Genomic DNA, 15,725 nt, shown 5'->3' with positions numbered 1-15,725 from the left:
CCGGCCGGGCGGGTCACCGCGGCGCGCCGGCGGTGCACCCCTCGTGGGGGACGGTCGTCGCGATCCACAGGGCGCGGGCGAGGGCGGTGTCGACGGTCAGCGTCCGCGGCACGGGCGCCGCGGCATCCGGGCCAGTGTCCCCGGCGTTCCCTCCGTCGCCGGGAGCGGCGACGTGCAGCTCCAGCAGGGGACCGGCACCAGGGCGTCCCAGGCGCAGCTCGGCGTCGAGCCCGATGCCGTGGCGGTCGAGGAGGCGCAGGACGTCGGGGTCCTCGTCGCTGACCCGCACCAGTCGGCCCGCGTGCCCGTCGTCGACGCCGTCGAGGCGGTACGCCGGCGGATACTCGACGGTGCCGTCGGCGGCCGGGATGGGGTCCCCGTGGGGGTCGCGCCGCGGGCGGCCGAGCTTCGCATCGAGGCGTTCGATGAAGGCGTCGGAGACGGTGTGCTCGAGGAGCTCGGCCTCGTCGTGCACCTCGTCCCAGCCGTAGCCGAGCTCGGTGACGAGGAAGGTCTCGATGAGCCGGTGCCGCCTCACCATCGCGAGGGCGAGCGTCCGGCCCGACGGGGTGAGGGCGATGGGGCCGTACTTCCGGTGGTCCGCGAGGCCGAGATCCACGAGCTTCGCGACCATTCCCGTCACCGAGGAGTTGGCGACGGACAGGCGCGCCGCCAGGTGCGTGGCGGTCATGGCGGTGTCCTGCCACTCGGTGAAGGCGTAGACGGCCTTCACGTAGTCCTGCACGCTGGTCGATTCGATGCTGAGGACGGCGCCCCTGCGGCCCGCCATCAGGCCTCCGTCCGGGCCGCCGGACCGCTGCGCACCCGGGAGCGCACCCGGGAGCGCCGTCGGGCCCGCCAGAGGATGCCGTCCGGCCGGGCGAAGAGGTAGACGGCGGCGAACACGAGCGCCTGGCACAGCACCACCGCCGCGCCGGTGGAGATGTCCAGGTAGTAGCTCGCGTAGATCCCGGCCACGGACGCCGCCACGGTGAGGACGACGGCGATGGCGAGCATGCGGTCGAAGCTGCGGGACAGCAGGAAGGCCGTGGCACCGGGGGTGATGAGCATGGCCACCACGAGGATGATGCCGACGGCCTGCAGCCCGACGACGACGGTGAGCGCGAGCAGCCCCAGCAGCAGGGCGGACAGCAGCCGGATGTTGAGCCCGATCACGTGGGCGTGCGTGCGGTCGAAGGCGAGGAGGGTGAGGTCGCGCCGCTTGAACAGCAGGACGGCGAGGGTCACGGCGCCGAGGACCAGCACCTGCCACACATCGGCTGCGGACACCCCGAGGACGTTGCCGAACAGGATGTGCATGAGGTCGATCTGGGACGGCGTCGCCGAGACGATGGCGAGGCCCGCCGCGAAGAGCGCCGTGAAGACCACGCCGATCACGGTGTCGGCCTTCAGCTTCGTGGTGGAGCGGACCACCCCGATGAGCGCGACCGCCCCCGCGCCGAAGACGAACGCGCCGATGGAGAACGGGATCCCCAGGATGTAGGCGAGGGCCACGCCCGGGAGGACGGCGTGCGAGACGGCGTCGCCCATGAGCGACCAGCCCATGAGGATCAGCCAGCACGAGAGGACGGCGGCCACCACGGCCGCGGCCACCGTCACGGCGAGGGCCCGCGTGAGGAAACCGTACTGCAGCGGTTCGAGGAGGAAGGTGAGGACGTCCATGTCAGAAACCGCCGTCGGAGCGCGACGCCGCAGCCGGGGTGGGGTCCGCGGGGTCCGCGGGTGCGGATCCGAAGGCCCGCGCGAGGTTGCCGTGGGTGAGCACCTGCGCCGGGTCACCCGATGCCAGGACGCGCCGGTGCAGGAGGACCGCCTCGTCGCACAGGGCGGGGACCCCGGCGAGATCGTGGGTCGAGACGAGCACCGACCGGCCCTCGTCGCGGAGGGCCTTCAGGAGGTCCGTCATCGTACGCTCGCTGGCCTGGTCGACGCCCGCGAACGGCTCGTCGAGCAGGAGCAGCCGGGCGTCCTGCGCGATGCTCCGGGCGATGAACACCCGCTTGCGCTGGCCGCCGGACAGCTGGCCGATCTGCCGTCTGCGCAGTGCGGTGAGGCCCACCCGTTCCAGGGCGTCGCCCACCGCTGCGCGGTCGGCGGCCCCGAGGCGGCGGGCGGCGCCCAGCCGCCCGTACAGTCCCATCGCGACGACGTCGGAGACCGAGACCGGGAAGGTCCAGTCGACCTCCTCGGCCTGCGGCATGTAGGCGACGAGCCCCCGCTTCCGCGCCTGCGTGGTGGTCGTCCCGAAGAGCTCGACGCTGCCCTCGCGCGGGACCAGGAGCCCCATGAGGGCCTTGAACAGGGTCGACTTCCCGGAGCCGTTCACGCCGATGAGCCCGCAGATCCTGCCGGCCGCCAGCGTGAGCGAGACGTCGTCGAGCGCGTGCACCTCGTCGTAGCGGACGGTGAGGTGCCGGACGTCCAGCACCGCGGCACCGGGCTGCAGGTCGGTGGTCATCGTGTGATCCCCTCCGCGATGGTCTCGAGGTCGTAGCGGATGAGGTCGACGAACGTGGGCACGGGTCCGTCGGGTCCGGAGAGCGAGTCCACGTAGAGCGTGCCGCCGAGGTCCGCGCCGGTGGCGAGGGCCACCTGCTCCTGCGCGGAGGCGTTGACCGTCGACTCGCAGAAGAGCGTCCGTACCCCGCGGTCCTCGACGAAACCGATGACGTCGCGGATCTGGCGGGGAGTCCCCTCGGAGTCGGCGTTCACGGGCCAGATGAACGCCTCCGCGAGTCCGGTGTCGCGGGCGAGGTAGGAGAACGCCCCCTCGCAGGTCACCAGGGCCGGTGTGGCGACGCCGGCGATGTCGGCGCGGAAGGCGGCCAGCAGTTCCGCCAGCTCGTCCTTCAGCCGCCGTCCGTTCGCCTCGAAGTCGGCGGCATGCTCGGGAGCGAGCCCGGAGAGGGCCTCCACGGTGTTGTCCACGTAGACCTGCGCGGCGAGCGGGGACATCCAGGCATGCGGGTTCGCGTGCCCGCTGTAGTCGCCCGAGCGGATGTCCACGGGCTCCACGCCGTCGGACAGGACCACGTGCGGCGCGTCGACGGCGGTGAGGAAGCGCTCGAACCACCGCTCGAGCCCGAGCCCGTTGTCGAGGATGAGATCGGCGTCCTGCGCCCGGACGAGGTCGGACGGCGTCGGCTCGTACCCGTGGATCTCCGCTCCGACCTTCGTGATGGACTCGACGCGCACGTGCCCGCCGGCGACCTCACCGGCCAGATCCGCGAGCACCGAGAAGGTGGTCAGGACGAGTGGCCGGTCGTCCTCCGGCGCCTGGCGCCCGGGGGAGGCGACGCATCCGCCGAGCACGGCGAGGAGGACCAGGCACTGCGCGATGCGTGCAGGGGCGGACCCGCCGGGCAGATTCCGAGGCATACCTCAAACTAGCCTTTAGGCATGCCGAAATCTAGCGCGGGAGCAGCTGGGCCCGCCAGGCGTGGGTGTAGTAGGGGAGCCGCACCACGGCATCGGGCGGGAACGCGAGGTACTCGGTGAGGTACCAGCGCAGGTTGGTCTCGACGCGGGCGCGTCCGATGGGCGAGGCGCGCCGGTAGTGGCTGCGGGAGCGGGCCAGGTCCAGGAGGGCGGGAACGGTGAGCTCCTGCGACCAGTGCACGAGGAAGTCCTCCGGGGGCCCGAAGGACGGCCCGAACGTCGGGCGGTACGCGGGGGAGAACACGTCGCCGGCGTGCATGATGCGGGACAGGCGGTGCACCCAGGGCAGGGAGACGTCGAGCTGGTTCCACAGCAGCGCGAGCCGGCCGCCGGGCGTCAGCACGCGGGCGGCTTCGCGGACCGCCGCCGGGTGGTCGCACCAGTGCCAGGTCTGGGCGAGCGTGAGGAGGTCGACGGAGGCGTCCGGCAGGGGGGAGTGCTCGGCGGTGCCGGGGAGGGCGGGCACGCCGGGCAGTCTCGTCGCCAGGACGGCCAGCATGTCCTCGGACGGATCGACCGCGGTCACCTCGAGGGCGCGGTCCACCAGGAGGGCGGTGAAGATCCCGGTCCCGGCACCGATATCGGCAGCCCTGCAGGCCTGCGGGGGGACGACCCAGTCGGCCACGGCGGCGGGATAGCCGGGCCGCACGCGGTCGTACCGTCCCGCACCGGAGAGGTAGGCGTCCGCCAGCTCGCGGCGGCGCTGCCCGGCGAGGCGTGGTCCGCCCTGCGAGCCGCGCGGGCTGCTATAGGAGGTCATCCACGTCCGGGTTGAGGGTCCGCAGGACCTCGCTGTGCAGGGACCCGTTGGTCGCGAGGGCGTTGCCGCCGAAGGGGCCGTCCTCGCCGTCGAGCGACGTGAACCGGCCGCCGGCCTCGGTCACGATGGGCACGAGCGCTGCCATGTCGTGCAGGTTGAGCTCCGGCTCGCACGCGATGTCGACGGAACCCTCGGCCACGAGGCAGTAGGACCAGAAGTCGCCGTAGGCGCGGGTGCGCCACACGCGGTCGGTCAGGTTGACGAACTCCGCCAGGGCGCCGCGCTCGCGCCAGCCGGAGAGGCTGGAGTAGGACAGCGAGGCGTCCGCGAGCCGGGAGACGTTGGAGACGCGGAGGCGCTGCGCGGCGGCGAGCGACTTCCCGGTGTAGGCACCGGTGCCCTGCGCCGCCCACCACCGCTTCCCGAGTGCCGGCGCGCTGACCAGGCCGACGACCGGCCGGCCGTCGTCGATCAGGGAGATGAGGGTCGCCCACACGGGCACGCCGCGCACGAAGTTCTTGGTCCCGTCGATGGGGTCGATGACCCAGCGGCGCGAGCCCGAGCCGGTGCTGCCGAACTCCTCGCCGAGCACCGCGTCCCGCGGCCTGGCCCGGGAGAGCTGGCCGCGGATGGCCTCCTCGGCGCTCTTGTCGGCGTCCGTCACGGGGGTGAGGTCCGGCTTGGTCTCGACGCGCAGGTCGAGCGCCTTGAAGCGGGCCATGGTCTGGTCGTCCACCGAATCGGCCATGATGTGGGCGAGACGGAGGTCGTCGTTGTAGCCCTGCGTGAAACTCATACCGATCAACCTATCCTCTGGGCGGGCACATCATGCGCTGCCGGTACGGGGCGGGTGTGCCCGGACAGCGGAAAGCCACCGCGGGCTCGCGCCGCACGGTGGCTTCCGGTCCGTCGCCGCACTGCGGCACGGGAGGGGATCAGAGAACGGTGATGTTCTCGGCCTGGGGACCCTTGGGGCCCTGGGTGGTCTCGAAGTTGACCTTCTGGTTCTCTTCGAGGGAACGGTAGCCGTTCGAGTTGATCGCGGAGAAGTGGGCGAACACGTCAGCGCCGCCGTCCTCGGGAGCGATGAAGCCGAAGCCCTTTTCGGCGTTGAACCATTTCACTGTGCCAGTAGCCATGTCGTACATCCTTACCTGGGAGAGCGTCCCGACGATCGGGGGCTCATCGTGGTGTTCGTTACCCGCTTATCAAAAAAGCTGTCGAACTCCAGGTGGAGGGTCAAGGCTTAGAGATGTAATGCGCAAACAACAACTGCGTTCACTGTAACAGTCCGGGAGCCGGCACCCGGCATCGTGTGCCGGGCGTCACTGCTGGCCGAGCTCCTTCGCGTCGTGGGCGCTGCCCCGTGCCTCCGCCGTGCCGGCCGTCAGCAGGCGCCGCAGGCTGGCGAGGCGGACGGGCCCGGACTCCCCGGCGAGTCCCTCCTCCACATAGCTGTCGAGTCCGCAGTCCACGGCGTTGTCGTCGTGCCGGCACCCGCGCTCGCAGCGCTCGGTCCCCGGCTCGAGATCGGGGAACGCCTTCAGGATGCGGTCGGCGTCCACGTGCGCGAGGCCGAACGACCGGATGCCGGGGGTGTCGATGATCCAGGTGCCCGGGGCGGCATCGGCAGCTTTCAGGGCCAGGGCCGACGACGACGTGTGGCGTCCCCTGCCCGTGACGGCGTTGACGCCGCCCGTGGCGCGCGTGGACCCGGTGAGGGCGTTCACCATGGTCGACTTCCCGACGCCGGAGTGCCCGAGCAGCACGCTGACCTGCCCGTCGAGTTCGTCGCGGAGCGCGTCGACGGCGCCGTGCGAGAGGCGCGCCGACTCGCCGTCGTCGGACGTGGCCTCGATCCCCACGCCCTCGTCCGTCCTGCTGATGATCACGCGCAGGTCGAGGTGCTCGTAGTTGGCGAGGAGCGCGGCCGGGTCGCGGAGGTCGGCCTTGGTGATGCACAGGAGCGGCTCGATCCCGGCGTCGTAGGCAGCCACGAGGGCACGGTCGATGAACCCCGTGCGCGGTTCCGGGTTGGCTGCGGCGACGACGATGACGAGCTGGTCCGCGTTGGCGACGACCACCCGTTCCACGGGGTCCGTGTCGTCCGCGCTGCGGCGCAGGACGGTGCGCCGCTCCTCGATCCGGACGAGGCGCGCGAGGGAGTCGGGGCCGCCGGACAGATCGCCGACGAGGGCCACGAGGTCCCCGGCGACGACGGCGCTGCGGCGCAGCTCGCGCGCACGGGCGGCGACGACGGTCCGCTCGTCGGGGGTGTCCTCGTCCACCACGGTGGTGTAGCGGCCGCGGTCGACGGTCACCACGCGCCCGGTCACGGCGTCGTCGTAGGCGGGCCGTGTCTTGGTGCGCGGACGGGACCCCTTCTTGTTGGGACGGATCCGCACGTCGGACTCGTCCCAGGCCCGCGATCCGCGGCGGTTGCCGGCCTCGCTCATGCCCGGTCCGCCGTGCTGGTGCCCGTCCTGGTGCCCGTGCCGGTCCCCGTGCCGGTCCCCGTGCCGGTCCCCGTGCTGGTGCCCGTCCCCGTGACCGTGGCCCAGAGGGCGGGGAATTCGGGCAGGGTCTTGGCGGTGGTCCCGATGTTCTCGACCTCGACACCGTCCACGGCCAGCCCGATGATCGCCCCGGCGGTCGCCATGCGGTGGTCGTCGTAGGTGCGGAAGACGCCGCCGTGTAGGGGGGCCGGGCGGATGACGAGGCCGTCGGCCGTCTCCTCGGCGTCACCGCCGAGGGCGTTGATCTCGGCGACCAGCGCGGCGAGGCGGTCCGTCTCGTGGCCGCGCAGGTGCGCGATGCCCGTGAGGGTCGACGGCGTGTCCGCCAGGGCGCACAGGGCCGCGACCGTGGGTGCGAGCTCGGAGGTGTCGGCGAACGTGCCGCCGGAGATCGAGGGCCCGCCCGTGACGGTCAGGACGCCGTCCTCGAGGCTCGTCCGCGCGCCCATGAGCGGCAGGATGCGTCGCCAGGCGTCGCCCACCTGGGTGGTGCCGTCGGGCCAGTTGCGTACGCGGACGGTGCCGCCGGTGACGAGGGCGGCCGCGAGGAACGGTCCGGCGTTGGAGAGATCCGGTTCCACGGCCACGTCGAAGGCCGCGATGGCCCCGGGGGAGACCCGCCAGTGGTCCGGGACGGAATCGTCGACGGCCACGCCGAGGGACCGCAGCACCGACACGGTCATCCGCACGTGGTCGAGGCTGGGGACGGGCTTGCCGACGTGCTCGAGGTGCAGTCCGTCGGTGAAGCGGGCGCCCGCGAGGAGCAGCGCCGAGACGAACTGGGAGGACGCGGACGCGTCGATGACCAGTCGCCCGCCGCGGACGCGCCCGTCACCCTCGATGCTGAACGGCAGTGCACCGGACCCGGCGTCGTCGACCGCCACCCCGAGGCCGCGCAGGGCGGCGATGATGCTGCCCATCGGGCGGCGGCGGGCATGCGGGTCACCGTCGAACCCGGTGGTGCCGGTGACGAGTCCCGCGAGGGGCGGGACGAAGCGCATGACCGTGCCGGCGAGCCCGCAGTCGACGGCCCGGTCCGCCGGCGTGCCGGCGCCGGCCTGCAGGGGGGTGACGCGGAGGTCCGGGCCGAAGCCGCCGTCGCCCGGCACCTCCTCGATGACGGCGCCGAGTGCCCGCAGGGCGCCCACCATCAGTGCGGAGTCACGCGAGTGGAGGGGCCGCCGGATGAGGCACGGGCCGTCGGCCAGGGCCGCGAGGACGAGGTAGCGGTTGGTGAGCGATTTCGAGCCGGGGACGGAGACCTCGGCGTCCACGGGACGCATCAGGCGGGGCGCCCGCCACAGAGCCTGGTCGGACACCCCGCCTGAGGTGACGGTCATGTCGGTCAGGAACCGACGACGTCGGCGGCGGTCTTGCGCACGGCCTGGTCGGCCTTCTTCAGCTGCTTGCGGGCGTCCTTACGGAAGCCGGCGGCGTTCTTCTTCGCATCCAGGGCGAGGTGCTCGGCGCGCCAGGCGATGCCCGGGCGGCCGTTGGTGTCCACGGCGGCGAGCAGGACGGCACCGATGAGCGAGAGGTGCTTGAGCAGCTGCGCGCGGCGGGCCTTCTTGGCCGCCGGCGTCGAGGCGTCCGCCGCGCGGTAGTCGACGAGGGCGTTGACCGTCGCGGTCACGGTCAGCAGCAGTGCCGCGACGCGGGAGAACCGCCCGATGCCGAGCAGGAGTGCCGCACCGACCTGCGTGGCGCCGAGGACCTGGCCCACGAGCTTCTCGTTGCTCGTGAGTGCGGCGGCGGACGGGACCACCTTGGTGACGCCCGCCAGGACGGGCTTGAGCTGCGGGGCCGTGGCACCGGCCGTGCGGACCCGGTCGACGCCGGAGAACACGAAGCTGCTGGCGAGCAGGGGTCGGGCGATTACGCGGACAAGGGTCACAACTGCCTCCTGGGTGCCGGCGGGGTACGCCGGACATCGGTTCGGGACTGCGTCAGGGAAGTACTCAGCACGCTGGGTCCAGTTTTGCATGCCGTGCGGCACGGGGCGATCCGGAAACTGCCGGCCGGCAGGCCGGCAACAGGAATAGAAGGGGCCGCGGGCAGGTTGGAGAGGGGGTAAGGGAACGGCAGGCGAGAGGGGACGCACGGATGACAGGTGCACGGACCGCGACGGTCGACAGGACGGTCGACAGACCGGGATTCCAGCTCACGACGACGGTCAAGCTCGACGCCCCCACGGGGCGCGCGCGGGTTCGGCGCGTAGACTTTGGCACGATGAATACCACAGCCCCCGCAGGCAGCAGCCAGGCCGAAGATGCAGAGTTGGACGTGTCGACGGAGTCCGAGGCGGACCGTAAGGCGCGCTTCGAGCGTGACGCCATGCAGTACGTGGACCAGCTCTACTCCGCGGCGATGCGCATGGCCCGGAACCCGAGCGACGCCGAGGACCTGGTGCAGGAGGCCTACACCAAGGCGTTCTCCGCCTTCCACCAGTACAAGCCGGGAACCAACCTGAAGGCGTGGCTGTACCGGATCCTCACCAACACGTACATCAACCTCTACCGCAAGCGGCAGCGCGAGCCCCTGCAGTCCCACTCGGACACCATCGAGGACTGGCAGCTCGCGAAGGCGGCCGAGCACACCTCGACGGGACTGCGGTCGGCGGAGGCCGAGGCGCTGGACCACCTGCCCGACTCCGACGTGAAGAGCGCGCTGCAGGCGATCCCGGAGGAGTTCAGGCTCGCCGTGTACTTCTCCGACGTGGAGGGCTTCGCGTACAAGGAAATATCGGAAATCATGAACACGCCCATCGGGACCGTCATGTCCCGGCTGCATCGCGGCCGCAAGCTGCTGCGGGAACTGCTCGCCGAGTACGCGCACGAGCGGGGACTGGGCACCACCATCGGTGCTGGTGCCAAGACCCCGGTCACCGCAGGTGCAGCGGGCAAGGAACAGGAGATGAAGAAATGAGCGATTGCGGGAGTTTGGGAGACTGCGCCGACTCGAGGATCGAGCGGCTGTACGAGTACCTCGACGGGGCACTGTCCCACCAGGACCTCGTGGAGATCAAGGACCACCTGGACGGGTGCCCCCAGTGCGCCGAGGAGCACGACCTCGAGTGCGTCATCAGGTCGGTCGTGAAGCGGTCCTGCACGGAGGTCGCGCCGTCGACCCTGAAGGCCAGCATCCTGGACCGCATCAGCCACCTCCAGTCCGTGGACCACTGACGGACCGGTAGCGCGGTCACGACGTACGAACAGAAGAACCTCCGGCCCGCTGGGCCGGAGGTTCTTCCGTTCGTACGTGACGCCTGGACTCAGGTGTTGGGGCGCTTACCGTGGTTCGCGCCTCCACGCTTCCGGTCGCGGCGCTTGCGTGCTCGCTTGCTCATGGCTGCCTCCTTCTTCTTCAGGCACTGCAGTCGTGCAGAACTCGTCCCCAGTCTCCCATACGGCGGCCTGCCCCGCCTAAACAGGACCCGCCCGGGGGCCCGTGCTTAGGATGAGGGCGACCAGCCATGACCGAAGGAGCTTATGCATGCGCGCCGCCTACGCAGCCACCCAGTCCACGGACGATCCGCTCGCCGGCCTCACGGTGGGGGACGTGGAGCTACCCGACGCACCCGACGGCTTCCGCCGGGTGCGGGTCGTGGCGTCCTGCCTGAACCACCACGACCTCTGGTCGCTCAGGGGCGTGGGGCTGCCGCAGGAGCGGCTGCCCATGGTGCTCGGCTGCGACGCCGCCGGGATCGACGACGACGGCGCCGAGGTGATCGTCCACGGCGTCGTGTCCTCGCCCGACTGGCGCGGCGACGAGACCCTGGACCCACGGCGGTCCCTCCTGTCCGAGCGGTACCCGGGCACGATGGCGGACTACGTGTGGGTGCCGGAGCGGAACCTCGTGCCCAAGCCGCCGGAGCTCTCCTTCGAGGAGGCGGCGTGCCTGCCCACGGCGTGGCTCACCGCGTACCGCATGCTCTTCACCGTCTCCCCGGCGGCTCCGGGCTCCACCGTGCTCGTCCAGGGGGCGGGCGGCGGCGTCGCCACCGCGCTCATCACGCTCGCCGCGGCGGCGGGCTACCGCGTATGGGCCACGAGCCGCAGCGAGGACAAGCGGCAGCGTGCGCTCGACCTCGGCGCCGAGCAGGCGTTCGACGCCGGCGCAAGGCTGCCCGAGCGCGTGGACGTCGTCTTCGACTCCGTCGGCGAGGCCACGTGGGCGCACTCCCTGAAGTCGCTCGTGCCGGGCGGGACCGTGGTGACGTGCGGGGCGACGAGCGGGCCCGCTCCGTCCGCGGACCTGAACCGGGTGTTCTTCCTCCAGCTGCGGGTGCTGGGCTCGACCATGGGCACCCGCGAGGAACTCGAGCGGCTCACGCGCTTCCTCGTGGCCACCGGCGTCCGGCCCGTCATCGACGCGGTGCTGCCCCTCGACGACGCCGCGGAGGGCTTCCGGCGCATGCTCGACGGCGACGTGTTCGGGAAGATCGTCTTCCGCCACTGAGGAGGCCTGCGGAAGCCCGAGCAGCCCGAGCAGCCCGATACACGAGAGGAGACCCCCCGCTGGCGGAGGGTCTCCTCTCGTGGATCGGACGGCCGTCGGCTGGTCGAGGGCTAGTCGACGGCTCCGGCCGCCATGAGGGCCGAGCGCTGCTCCCGGCGCAGTGCCTGGTGCGCCGGGTCCGGCACCGGCGCCGCGGCGAGCAGCCGGCGCGTGTAGGGATCGCGCGGGTACTTCAGGATCTGCTCGGTGGTTCCCTGTTCCACGAGGGTGCCCTTGTTGAGCACCGCGACGTGGCTGGCGAGGAGCTCCACGACGGCGAGGTCGTGGCTCACGAACAGGCAGGCGAACCCGCGTTCGCGCTGGAGGTCCTGCAGCAGCTCCAGGACCTTCGCCTGCACCGAGACATCGAGCGCCGAGGTGGGCTCGTCCGCGACGAGGAGGTCCGGCCGCAGCGACAGCGCACGGGCGATCCCGACGCGCTGGCGCTGCCCGCCGGAGAGCTCGTGCGGGTACCGGTTGCGGAAGGCGACGGGCAGCTGGACGTCCTCGAGCAGGGACGCCACGCGCTTGTCCAGCTCGGCGCGGCCCGGCTTCTCGTGCAGCAGCAGCGGCTCGCCGATGCTGTCGCCGATGGACAGCCTCGGGTTCAGGGAGGCCGCCGGGTCCTGGAACACGATCGCGAACTTCTTGCGCAGCGGCAGCAGCTGACGGGCGCTGAGCTCGGTGATGTCGGTGCCCCCGATGCTGACCCGGCCGCCGGAGGTCCTGATCAGGCCCGTGACGGCACGCGCGATGGTGGACTTCCCCGACCCGGACTCGCCGACGAGGCCGAGGACCTCGCCGGGGTTGATGGTGAACGAGACGCCGGAGACGGCCTTGAAGGCCGGCTGGCGGAAACGCCCCGGGTACTCGATGTCCACGTCCCGGAGCTCGAGGGCGGGGACGACGCCGGACGCGGTGTGCGTCTCCTGGGCACGGAGCGCCGCCTCCGCGTACTCCCGGTGGATGGTCGCGTGCCCGTCCACCACCTCGACGTCGGTGAGCACCCCGCCGACCTTCGAGCCGAGGTGCGGGACCGCCCCGAGGAGCTGCTTCGTGTACGCCTCGGCGGGGGCGGCGAACAGCTGCGCCGTGGGCGCCGCCTCGACGATGCGCCCGCGCTCCATGACCACCACGTGGTCGGCGAGGTCGGCGACCACGCCCATGTCGTGGGTGATGAGGAGTACCGCGCTGTTCAGGCGCTTGTTGAGCTTGCGCAGCAGGTCCAGGACCTCGGCCTGCACGGTGACGTCGAGCGCCGTCGTGGGTTCGTCCGCGATGAGCAGCATGGGGTCGTTGGCGAGGGCGATCGCGATCATGGCGCGCTGGCGCTGGCCGCCCGAGAACTGGTGCGGGAAGTTGTCGTAGCGCCGCTCCGGTTCGGGGATCTCCACCATGCGCAGCAGCTCGATGGCCCGCGTCTTCGCCTGGGCGGGGGAGAGCTCGGTGTGCTGTTCGACCGCCTCGCGGATCTGCTCGCCGACCGTCAGCACGGGATTGAGTGCGGTCATGGGCTCCTGGAAGATCATGGCGATCTCGTTGCCGCGCACGCGGCGGAGCGTGCCCTGCGACGCACCGATCAGCTCCTTGCCGAGCATCTTCGCGCTGCCCGAGGAGCGGCCGTTGCGGGGCAGGAGACCGAGCAGGGCCATGGAGGACATGCTCTTGCCGGACCCCGACTCACCGACGATCGCGAGGATCTCGCCGGGGTGGATCTCGTAGGAGACCTCCTCGGCGGCCATGACCCACTCGTTGTCGACGTTGAACTCCACGCCGAGGTTGCTGACCGCGAGGATGGGACCGTTGCCGGGTGCTGCCTGCTCATCCGAGATGATGACGGAACGTGAACTCATTACTGCTTCACCCTTGTCTGCTTGGGGTCGAACGCGTCACGCAGGCCGTCTCCGATGAAGTTGACCGCGAGGGCGATGCCGATGATGAACACGCCCGGCCACAGGAACAGCCACGGGCGTACGGTGAGGGCCGAGCGGTTGTCGTTGATGGCCTTCCCGAGGGAGGTGTCGGGGGACGTGACCCCGAGGCCCAGGAAGCTGAGGCCGGTCTCCAGCAGGATGGCACCCGAGATGGCCAGCGTCGTCGAGACGATGATGACGCCGACCGTGTTCGGCAGGATGTGGCGGAAGATGATGCGGGCCGAGCTCGCTCCGACCGACTTCGCCGACTCGACGAACTCCTTCTCGCGCAGTGAGAGGAACTCGCCGCGGACGAGCCGCGCGAGTCCCGTCCAGGTCACGGCGCCGAGGAACAGGGCGAAGGGGATGATCCCGTACTTCGCGACGATGCCGGCGACGGCTGCCGCGATGACGACGGTCGGGATGGTGATGACGACATCGGTGATCCGCATGAGGAACGCCTCGGTCCAGCCGCGGAAGTACCCGGCGAAGGCGCCGACGGTGGTGCCGATGACCATGGCCACGAGCCCGACGACGAACGCGATGATGAGCGAGGTCTGGATGCCGCGCATCGTCAGGGCGAAGTAGTCCCGGCCGAGGACGTCCTGGCCGAACGGGTGCTCGCCGAGGCTGAAGGGCCACAGGGTGAGCGTGGGCTTGCCCTCGTTGAAGCGTGCGGCCAGGACGTCGTAGTCCTTGTTCCACCAGCCGGGGATGCCGGCGAAGCCGATCGAGGTGAAGGCCAGGAGCACGATGAGCACCAGCAGCGCGATGCCGGCCAGTGCCCCCTTGTGGCGGAAGAACCGCTCCCGGATCAGGCGTCCCTGGCTCTTCGCCTCGGTGGTGCGGATGCGGTCGGTCTGGTCCCTCGTGGGGATCGCCGTGGCGATGTCGGTGTCCTGGCTCTGCAGCGTCATCTCGGACAGTTCCAGGGAGGCGCGGGAGTCGTCCCGCGGGTTCTCGTGATTGCTCATGGGGATGTCCTAGCTCAGGGTGATACGCGGGTCGAGGAACGCGTAGGCGATGTCCGCCAGCATGTTGAACAGCACGGCGGCCGTGCCGACGACGAGGAAGAAGGCCATGACCGGTCCCGGATCCACGTGCCCGATGCCGTCGACGAACATCTTGCCCATGCCGTTCCAGCCGAAGACCTGCTCGGTGATGACGGCGCCGCCGAGGACGCCGGCGAAGTCGAACGCCATCAGCGTGGTGATCGGGATCATCGCGTTGCGGAAGGCGTGCTTGACGAGGACGGTCCGTTCGCTGAGCCCCTTGGCGCGGGCGGTGCGGATGTAGTCCTGGTTCATGACGTCGAGCTGGCTCGCCCTGGTGTACCGCGTGTACGTGGCGAAGGAGATCAGCGTCAGTGCGATGGTCGGCAGGATCAGGTGCAGCGCGAAGTCCAGGTTGGTCTCCCAGAACGTGCCGTTGAGGTTCGCCGACTGCGACCCGGTGGTGGGGATGGGGCGGCCGCCGGCCTTCGCGGAGAGGGCCGGGTACGCCTGCAGGAGGCGGTCGAGCATGATCAGCAGGCCCACCGAGACGGCGATGACCGCACCGATCTTCGCGGCCTGCGCCCGGAAGGGCCCGCCGACGATCCCGGCGACGACGTAGGCGATGACCGCCATGACGACCACGAGGCCGACGACGACGAGCCAGTTCGGGTCCTCGAGCAGCGGGATGGAGACGAGGTAGCCGACGAAGGCGACGCCGGCGGCGGCGAGTGCCGCGTGCAGCACGCGGCGGCGGCGGAACCCGGCGAGCAGGGCGGTCCAGAGGACGGCGACACCCACGGCGGAGACGAGCATCCCGACCAGGCCGAGCCCCGGGTTGGTGAACCAGCCCGTGACGAGCAGCAGGTACAGGGCGAGGGCTGTCACGACGGTCGCGGCGACGAAGACCGTGAGCCTGCGTCGGCGGTCGCCGCCGACGGCGACGGCCCAGACCACGCCGGCGATCACGCCTATCAGGGCGATCGTGAGATACGAGAACTGTGGATTCGCCAGCCACGTGTTGAGGTCGATCGCCAGGTACTGCTTGAGGAGCGTCGAGAGCCAGAACAGGGGCAGCGAGAAGAGCAGGAACGAGATGAACGTGACCGAGTAGTCGAACGTGCTGTACTGCCGGATCGCGGTGACGATCCCGACGATCACGCCGAGGACCAGGGCGAGGACCGTCGCGACGACCACGAGGCGCAGGGTGGAGCCCATGGCGTTCTCGAGCTGCGGGAGGACGGCCGCGCCGGTGCGGTCCTGTCCGAGGGTGCAGCTGATGCCACCGGGGACGAGGCAGTGGCCCACTTCCTGCAGCCACATGAAGTAGCGGGGGATGGGCGGTACGTCGAGGTTCATGGCGTCGGTGCGGACCGCGATGGTGGCGGCCTTCTCCGGGCCGCTGGTCTCACCGAGGTCCTCGAAGGGATCGCCCGACGAGATGGTGAGGAAGTACATCAGCGTGGTCGCTGCGAGCATGATGAAGAACGAGATGATCGTTCGCTTGGCGATGAAGTAGAACACGTGGGGCTCCTAGGAAACGGTGCAGGCTGTCGCGGTGCCGGGCACAGGGACGGGCAGGCCCGAG

Annotated in this window: 17 protein-coding genes; 3 read left to right on the top strand and 14 right to left on the bottom strand. The window is 70.9% G+C overall.

Annotation, left to right across the window (positions count from 1 at the left end; genetic code table 11):
- Positions 1-13: 13 nt before the first annotated feature.
- From V6S67_RS11845 to V6S67_RS11800, 10 genes are all read right to left on the bottom strand, one after another.
- Positions 14-790 carry a metal-dependent transcriptional regulator gene (locus V6S67_RS11845; RefSeq protein ID WP_334210431.1) on the bottom strand — a complete coding sequence of 259 codons (777 nt, stop codon included), beginning with the start codon at positions 788-790 and terminating at the stop codon, positions 14-16.
- Positions 790-1,683: a metal ABC transporter permease gene (locus tag V6S67_RS11840; protein WP_334210430.1), complete on the bottom strand. Its 894-nt coding sequence runs from the start codon at positions 1,681-1,683 to the stop codon at positions 790-792. Before V6S67_RS11840 ends, V6S67_RS11845 begins: the two co-directional genes overlap by 1 nt.
- Position 1,684: 1 nt before the next feature.
- Positions 1,685-2,479, bottom strand: a complete 795-nt coding sequence (locus V6S67_RS11835; protein WP_334210429.1) for a metal ABC transporter ATP-binding protein — start codon at positions 2,477-2,479, stop codon at positions 1,685-1,687.
- On the bottom strand, positions 2,476-3,399 hold the full coding sequence (locus V6S67_RS11830; protein WP_334210428.1) for a metal ABC transporter substrate-binding protein: 924 nt from the start codon (positions 3,397-3,399) through the stop codon (positions 2,476-2,478). The genes V6S67_RS11835 and V6S67_RS11830 overlap by 4 nt, the downstream gene beginning before the upstream one ends.
- Before the next feature lie 31 nt (positions 3,400-3,430).
- A complete protein-coding gene (locus V6S67_RS11825; protein ID WP_334210427.1) occupies positions 3,431-4,219 on the bottom strand; it encodes a class I SAM-dependent methyltransferase in 789 nt (262 codons plus the stop codon).
- Positions 4,206-5,015, bottom strand: coding sequence for a histidinol-phosphatase (gene hisN / locus V6S67_RS11820; RefSeq protein ID WP_104049636.1), 810 nt, complete (start codon positions 5,013-5,015; stop codon positions 4,206-4,208). The genes V6S67_RS11825 and hisN overlap by 14 nt, the downstream gene beginning before the upstream one ends.
- A 139-nt stretch (positions 5,016-5,154) precedes the next feature.
- Positions 5,155-5,358, bottom strand: coding sequence for a cold-shock protein (locus tag V6S67_RS11815; protein WP_043446208.1), 204 nt, complete (start codon positions 5,356-5,358; stop codon positions 5,155-5,157).
- A gap of 186 nt (positions 5,359-5,544) precedes the next feature.
- Positions 5,545-6,675, bottom strand: coding sequence for a ribosome small subunit-dependent GTPase A (gene rsgA / locus V6S67_RS11810; RefSeq protein ID WP_334210426.1), 1,131 nt, complete (start codon positions 6,673-6,675; stop codon positions 5,545-5,547).
- The gene (aroA, locus tag V6S67_RS11805; RefSeq protein WP_334210425.1) at positions 6,672-8,075 is read right to left on the bottom strand and encodes a 3-phosphoshikimate 1-carboxyvinyltransferase; all 1,404 of its coding nucleotides are present in this window, start codon (positions 8,073-8,075) and stop codon (positions 6,672-6,674) included. Before aroA ends, rsgA begins: the two co-directional genes overlap by 4 nt.
- A 5-nt stretch (positions 8,076-8,080) precedes the next feature.
- A complete protein-coding gene (locus V6S67_RS11800) occupies positions 8,081-8,629 on the bottom strand; it encodes a DoxX family protein (protein ID WP_334210424.1) in 549 nt (182 codons plus the stop codon).
- 335 nt (positions 8,630-8,964) lie between these two features.
- On the opposite strand from V6S67_RS11800, the gene V6S67_RS11795 reads away from it, so the two are divergent.
- Together V6S67_RS11795 and rsrA are read left to right on the top strand one after the other, a co-directional pair.
- Positions 8,965-9,660 (top strand): sigma-70 family RNA polymerase sigma factor, encoded by a 696-nt coding sequence (locus V6S67_RS11795; protein WP_334210423.1) that lies wholly within the window; start codon positions 8,965-8,967, stop codon positions 9,658-9,660.
- Positions 9,657-9,917 carry a mycothiol system anti-sigma-R factor gene (gene rsrA, locus V6S67_RS11790; RefSeq protein WP_104049641.1) on the top strand — a complete coding sequence of 87 codons (261 nt, stop codon included), beginning with the start codon at positions 9,657-9,659 and terminating at the stop codon, positions 9,915-9,917. The genes V6S67_RS11795 and rsrA overlap by 4 nt, the downstream gene beginning before the upstream one ends.
- 89 nt (positions 9,918-10,006) lie before the next feature.
- Here rsrA and V6S67_RS19985 read toward each other — a convergent pair whose 3' ends face one another.
- Positions 10,007-10,081 carry a 50S ribosomal protein bL37 gene (locus tag V6S67_RS19985; RefSeq protein WP_369299106.1) on the bottom strand — a complete coding sequence of 25 codons (75 nt, stop codon included), beginning with the start codon at positions 10,079-10,081 and terminating at the stop codon, positions 10,007-10,009.
- A gap of 146 nt (positions 10,082-10,227) precedes the next feature.
- On the opposite strand from V6S67_RS19985, the gene V6S67_RS11785 reads away from it, so the two are divergent.
- Complete coding sequence (locus V6S67_RS11785; RefSeq protein WP_334210422.1) at positions 10,228-11,193, top strand: zinc-binding dehydrogenase; 966 nt, start codon at positions 10,228-10,230, stop codon at positions 11,191-11,193.
- Positions 11,194-11,303: 110 nt separating this feature from the next.
- Here the strand turns inward: V6S67_RS11785 and V6S67_RS11780 are convergent, their stop codons facing one another.
- Genes V6S67_RS11780 through V6S67_RS11770 form a run of 3 tightly spaced genes read right to left on the bottom strand, consistent with a single transcriptional unit; the run spans position 11,304 to position 15,661 of the window.
- Positions 11,304-13,085 carry an ABC transporter ATP-binding protein gene (locus V6S67_RS11780; RefSeq protein WP_334210421.1) on the bottom strand — a complete coding sequence of 594 codons (1,782 nt, stop codon included), beginning with the start codon at positions 13,083-13,085 and terminating at the stop codon, positions 11,304-11,306.
- Entirely contained in the window at positions 13,085-14,119 is a 1,035-nt protein-coding gene (locus tag V6S67_RS11775; protein WP_334210420.1) for an ABC transporter permease, read from the bottom strand. The genes V6S67_RS11780 and V6S67_RS11775 overlap by 1 nt, the downstream gene beginning before the upstream one ends.
- Before the next feature lie 9 nt (positions 14,120-14,128).
- Positions 14,129-15,661 (bottom strand): ABC transporter permease, encoded by a 1,533-nt coding sequence (locus V6S67_RS11770; protein ID WP_334210419.1) that lies wholly within the window; start codon positions 15,659-15,661, stop codon positions 14,129-14,131.
- Positions 15,662-15,725: the final 64 nt, after the last annotated feature.

The sequence above is a fragment of the Arthrobacter sp. Soc17.1.1.1 genome (assembly GCF_036867195.1).
Taxonomy (GTDB): Bacteria; Actinomycetota; Actinomycetes; order Actinomycetales; family Micrococcaceae; genus Arthrobacter_D.
This window is presented reverse-complemented; position numbering and strand designations above follow the sequence as displayed.

Bases quoted from the DNA above. Each gene is read 5' to 3' on its own strand.
- rsgA (WP_334210426.1), bottom strand. From the start codon at position 6,675: ATGAGCGAGGCCGGCAACCGCCGCGGATCGCGGGCCTGGGACGAGTCC.
- aroA (WP_334210425.1), bottom strand. From the start codon at position 8,075: ATGACCGTCACCTCAGGCGGGGTGTCCGACCAGGCTCTGTGGCGGGCG.
- V6S67_RS11785 (WP_334210422.1), top strand. From the start codon at position 10,228: ATGCGCGCCGCCTACGCAGCCACCCAGTCCACGGACGATCCGCTCGCC.
- hisN (WP_104049636.1), bottom strand. From the start codon at position 5,015: ATGAGTTTCACGCAGGGCTACAACGACGACCTCCGTCTCGCCCACATC.
- V6S67_RS11825 (WP_334210427.1), bottom strand. From the start codon at position 4,219: ATGACCTCCTATAGCAGCCCGCGCGGCTCGCAGGGCGGACCACGCCTC.
- V6S67_RS11795 (WP_334210423.1), top strand. From the start codon at position 8,965: ATGAATACCACAGCCCCCGCAGGCAGCAGCCAGGCCGAAGATGCAGAG.
- V6S67_RS11835 (WP_334210429.1), bottom strand. From the start codon at position 2,479: ATGACCACCGACCTGCAGCCCGGTGCCGCGGTGCTGGACGTCCGGCAC.
- V6S67_RS11815 (WP_043446208.1), bottom strand. From the start codon at position 5,358: ATGGCTACTGGCACAGTGAAATGGTTCAACGCCGAAAAGGGCTTCGGC.
- V6S67_RS11775 (WP_334210420.1), bottom strand. From the start codon at position 14,119: ATGAGCAATCACGAGAACCCGCGGGACGACTCCCGCGCCTCCCTGGAA.
- V6S67_RS11780 (WP_334210421.1), bottom strand. From the start codon at position 13,085: ATGAGTTCACGTTCCGTCATCATCTCGGATGAGCAGGCAGCACCCGGC.
- V6S67_RS11840 (WP_334210430.1), bottom strand. From the start codon at position 1,683: ATGGACGTCCTCACCTTCCTCCTCGAACCGCTGCAGTACGGTTTCCTC.
- rsrA (WP_104049641.1), top strand. From the start codon at position 9,657: ATGAGCGATTGCGGGAGTTTGGGAGACTGCGCCGACTCGAGGATCGAG.
- V6S67_RS11845 (WP_334210431.1), bottom strand. From the start codon at position 790: ATGGCGGGCCGCAGGGGCGCCGTCCTCAGCATCGAATCGACCAGCGTG.
- V6S67_RS11830 (WP_334210428.1), bottom strand. From the start codon at position 3,399: ATGCCTCGGAATCTGCCCGGCGGGTCCGCCCCTGCACGCATCGCGCAG.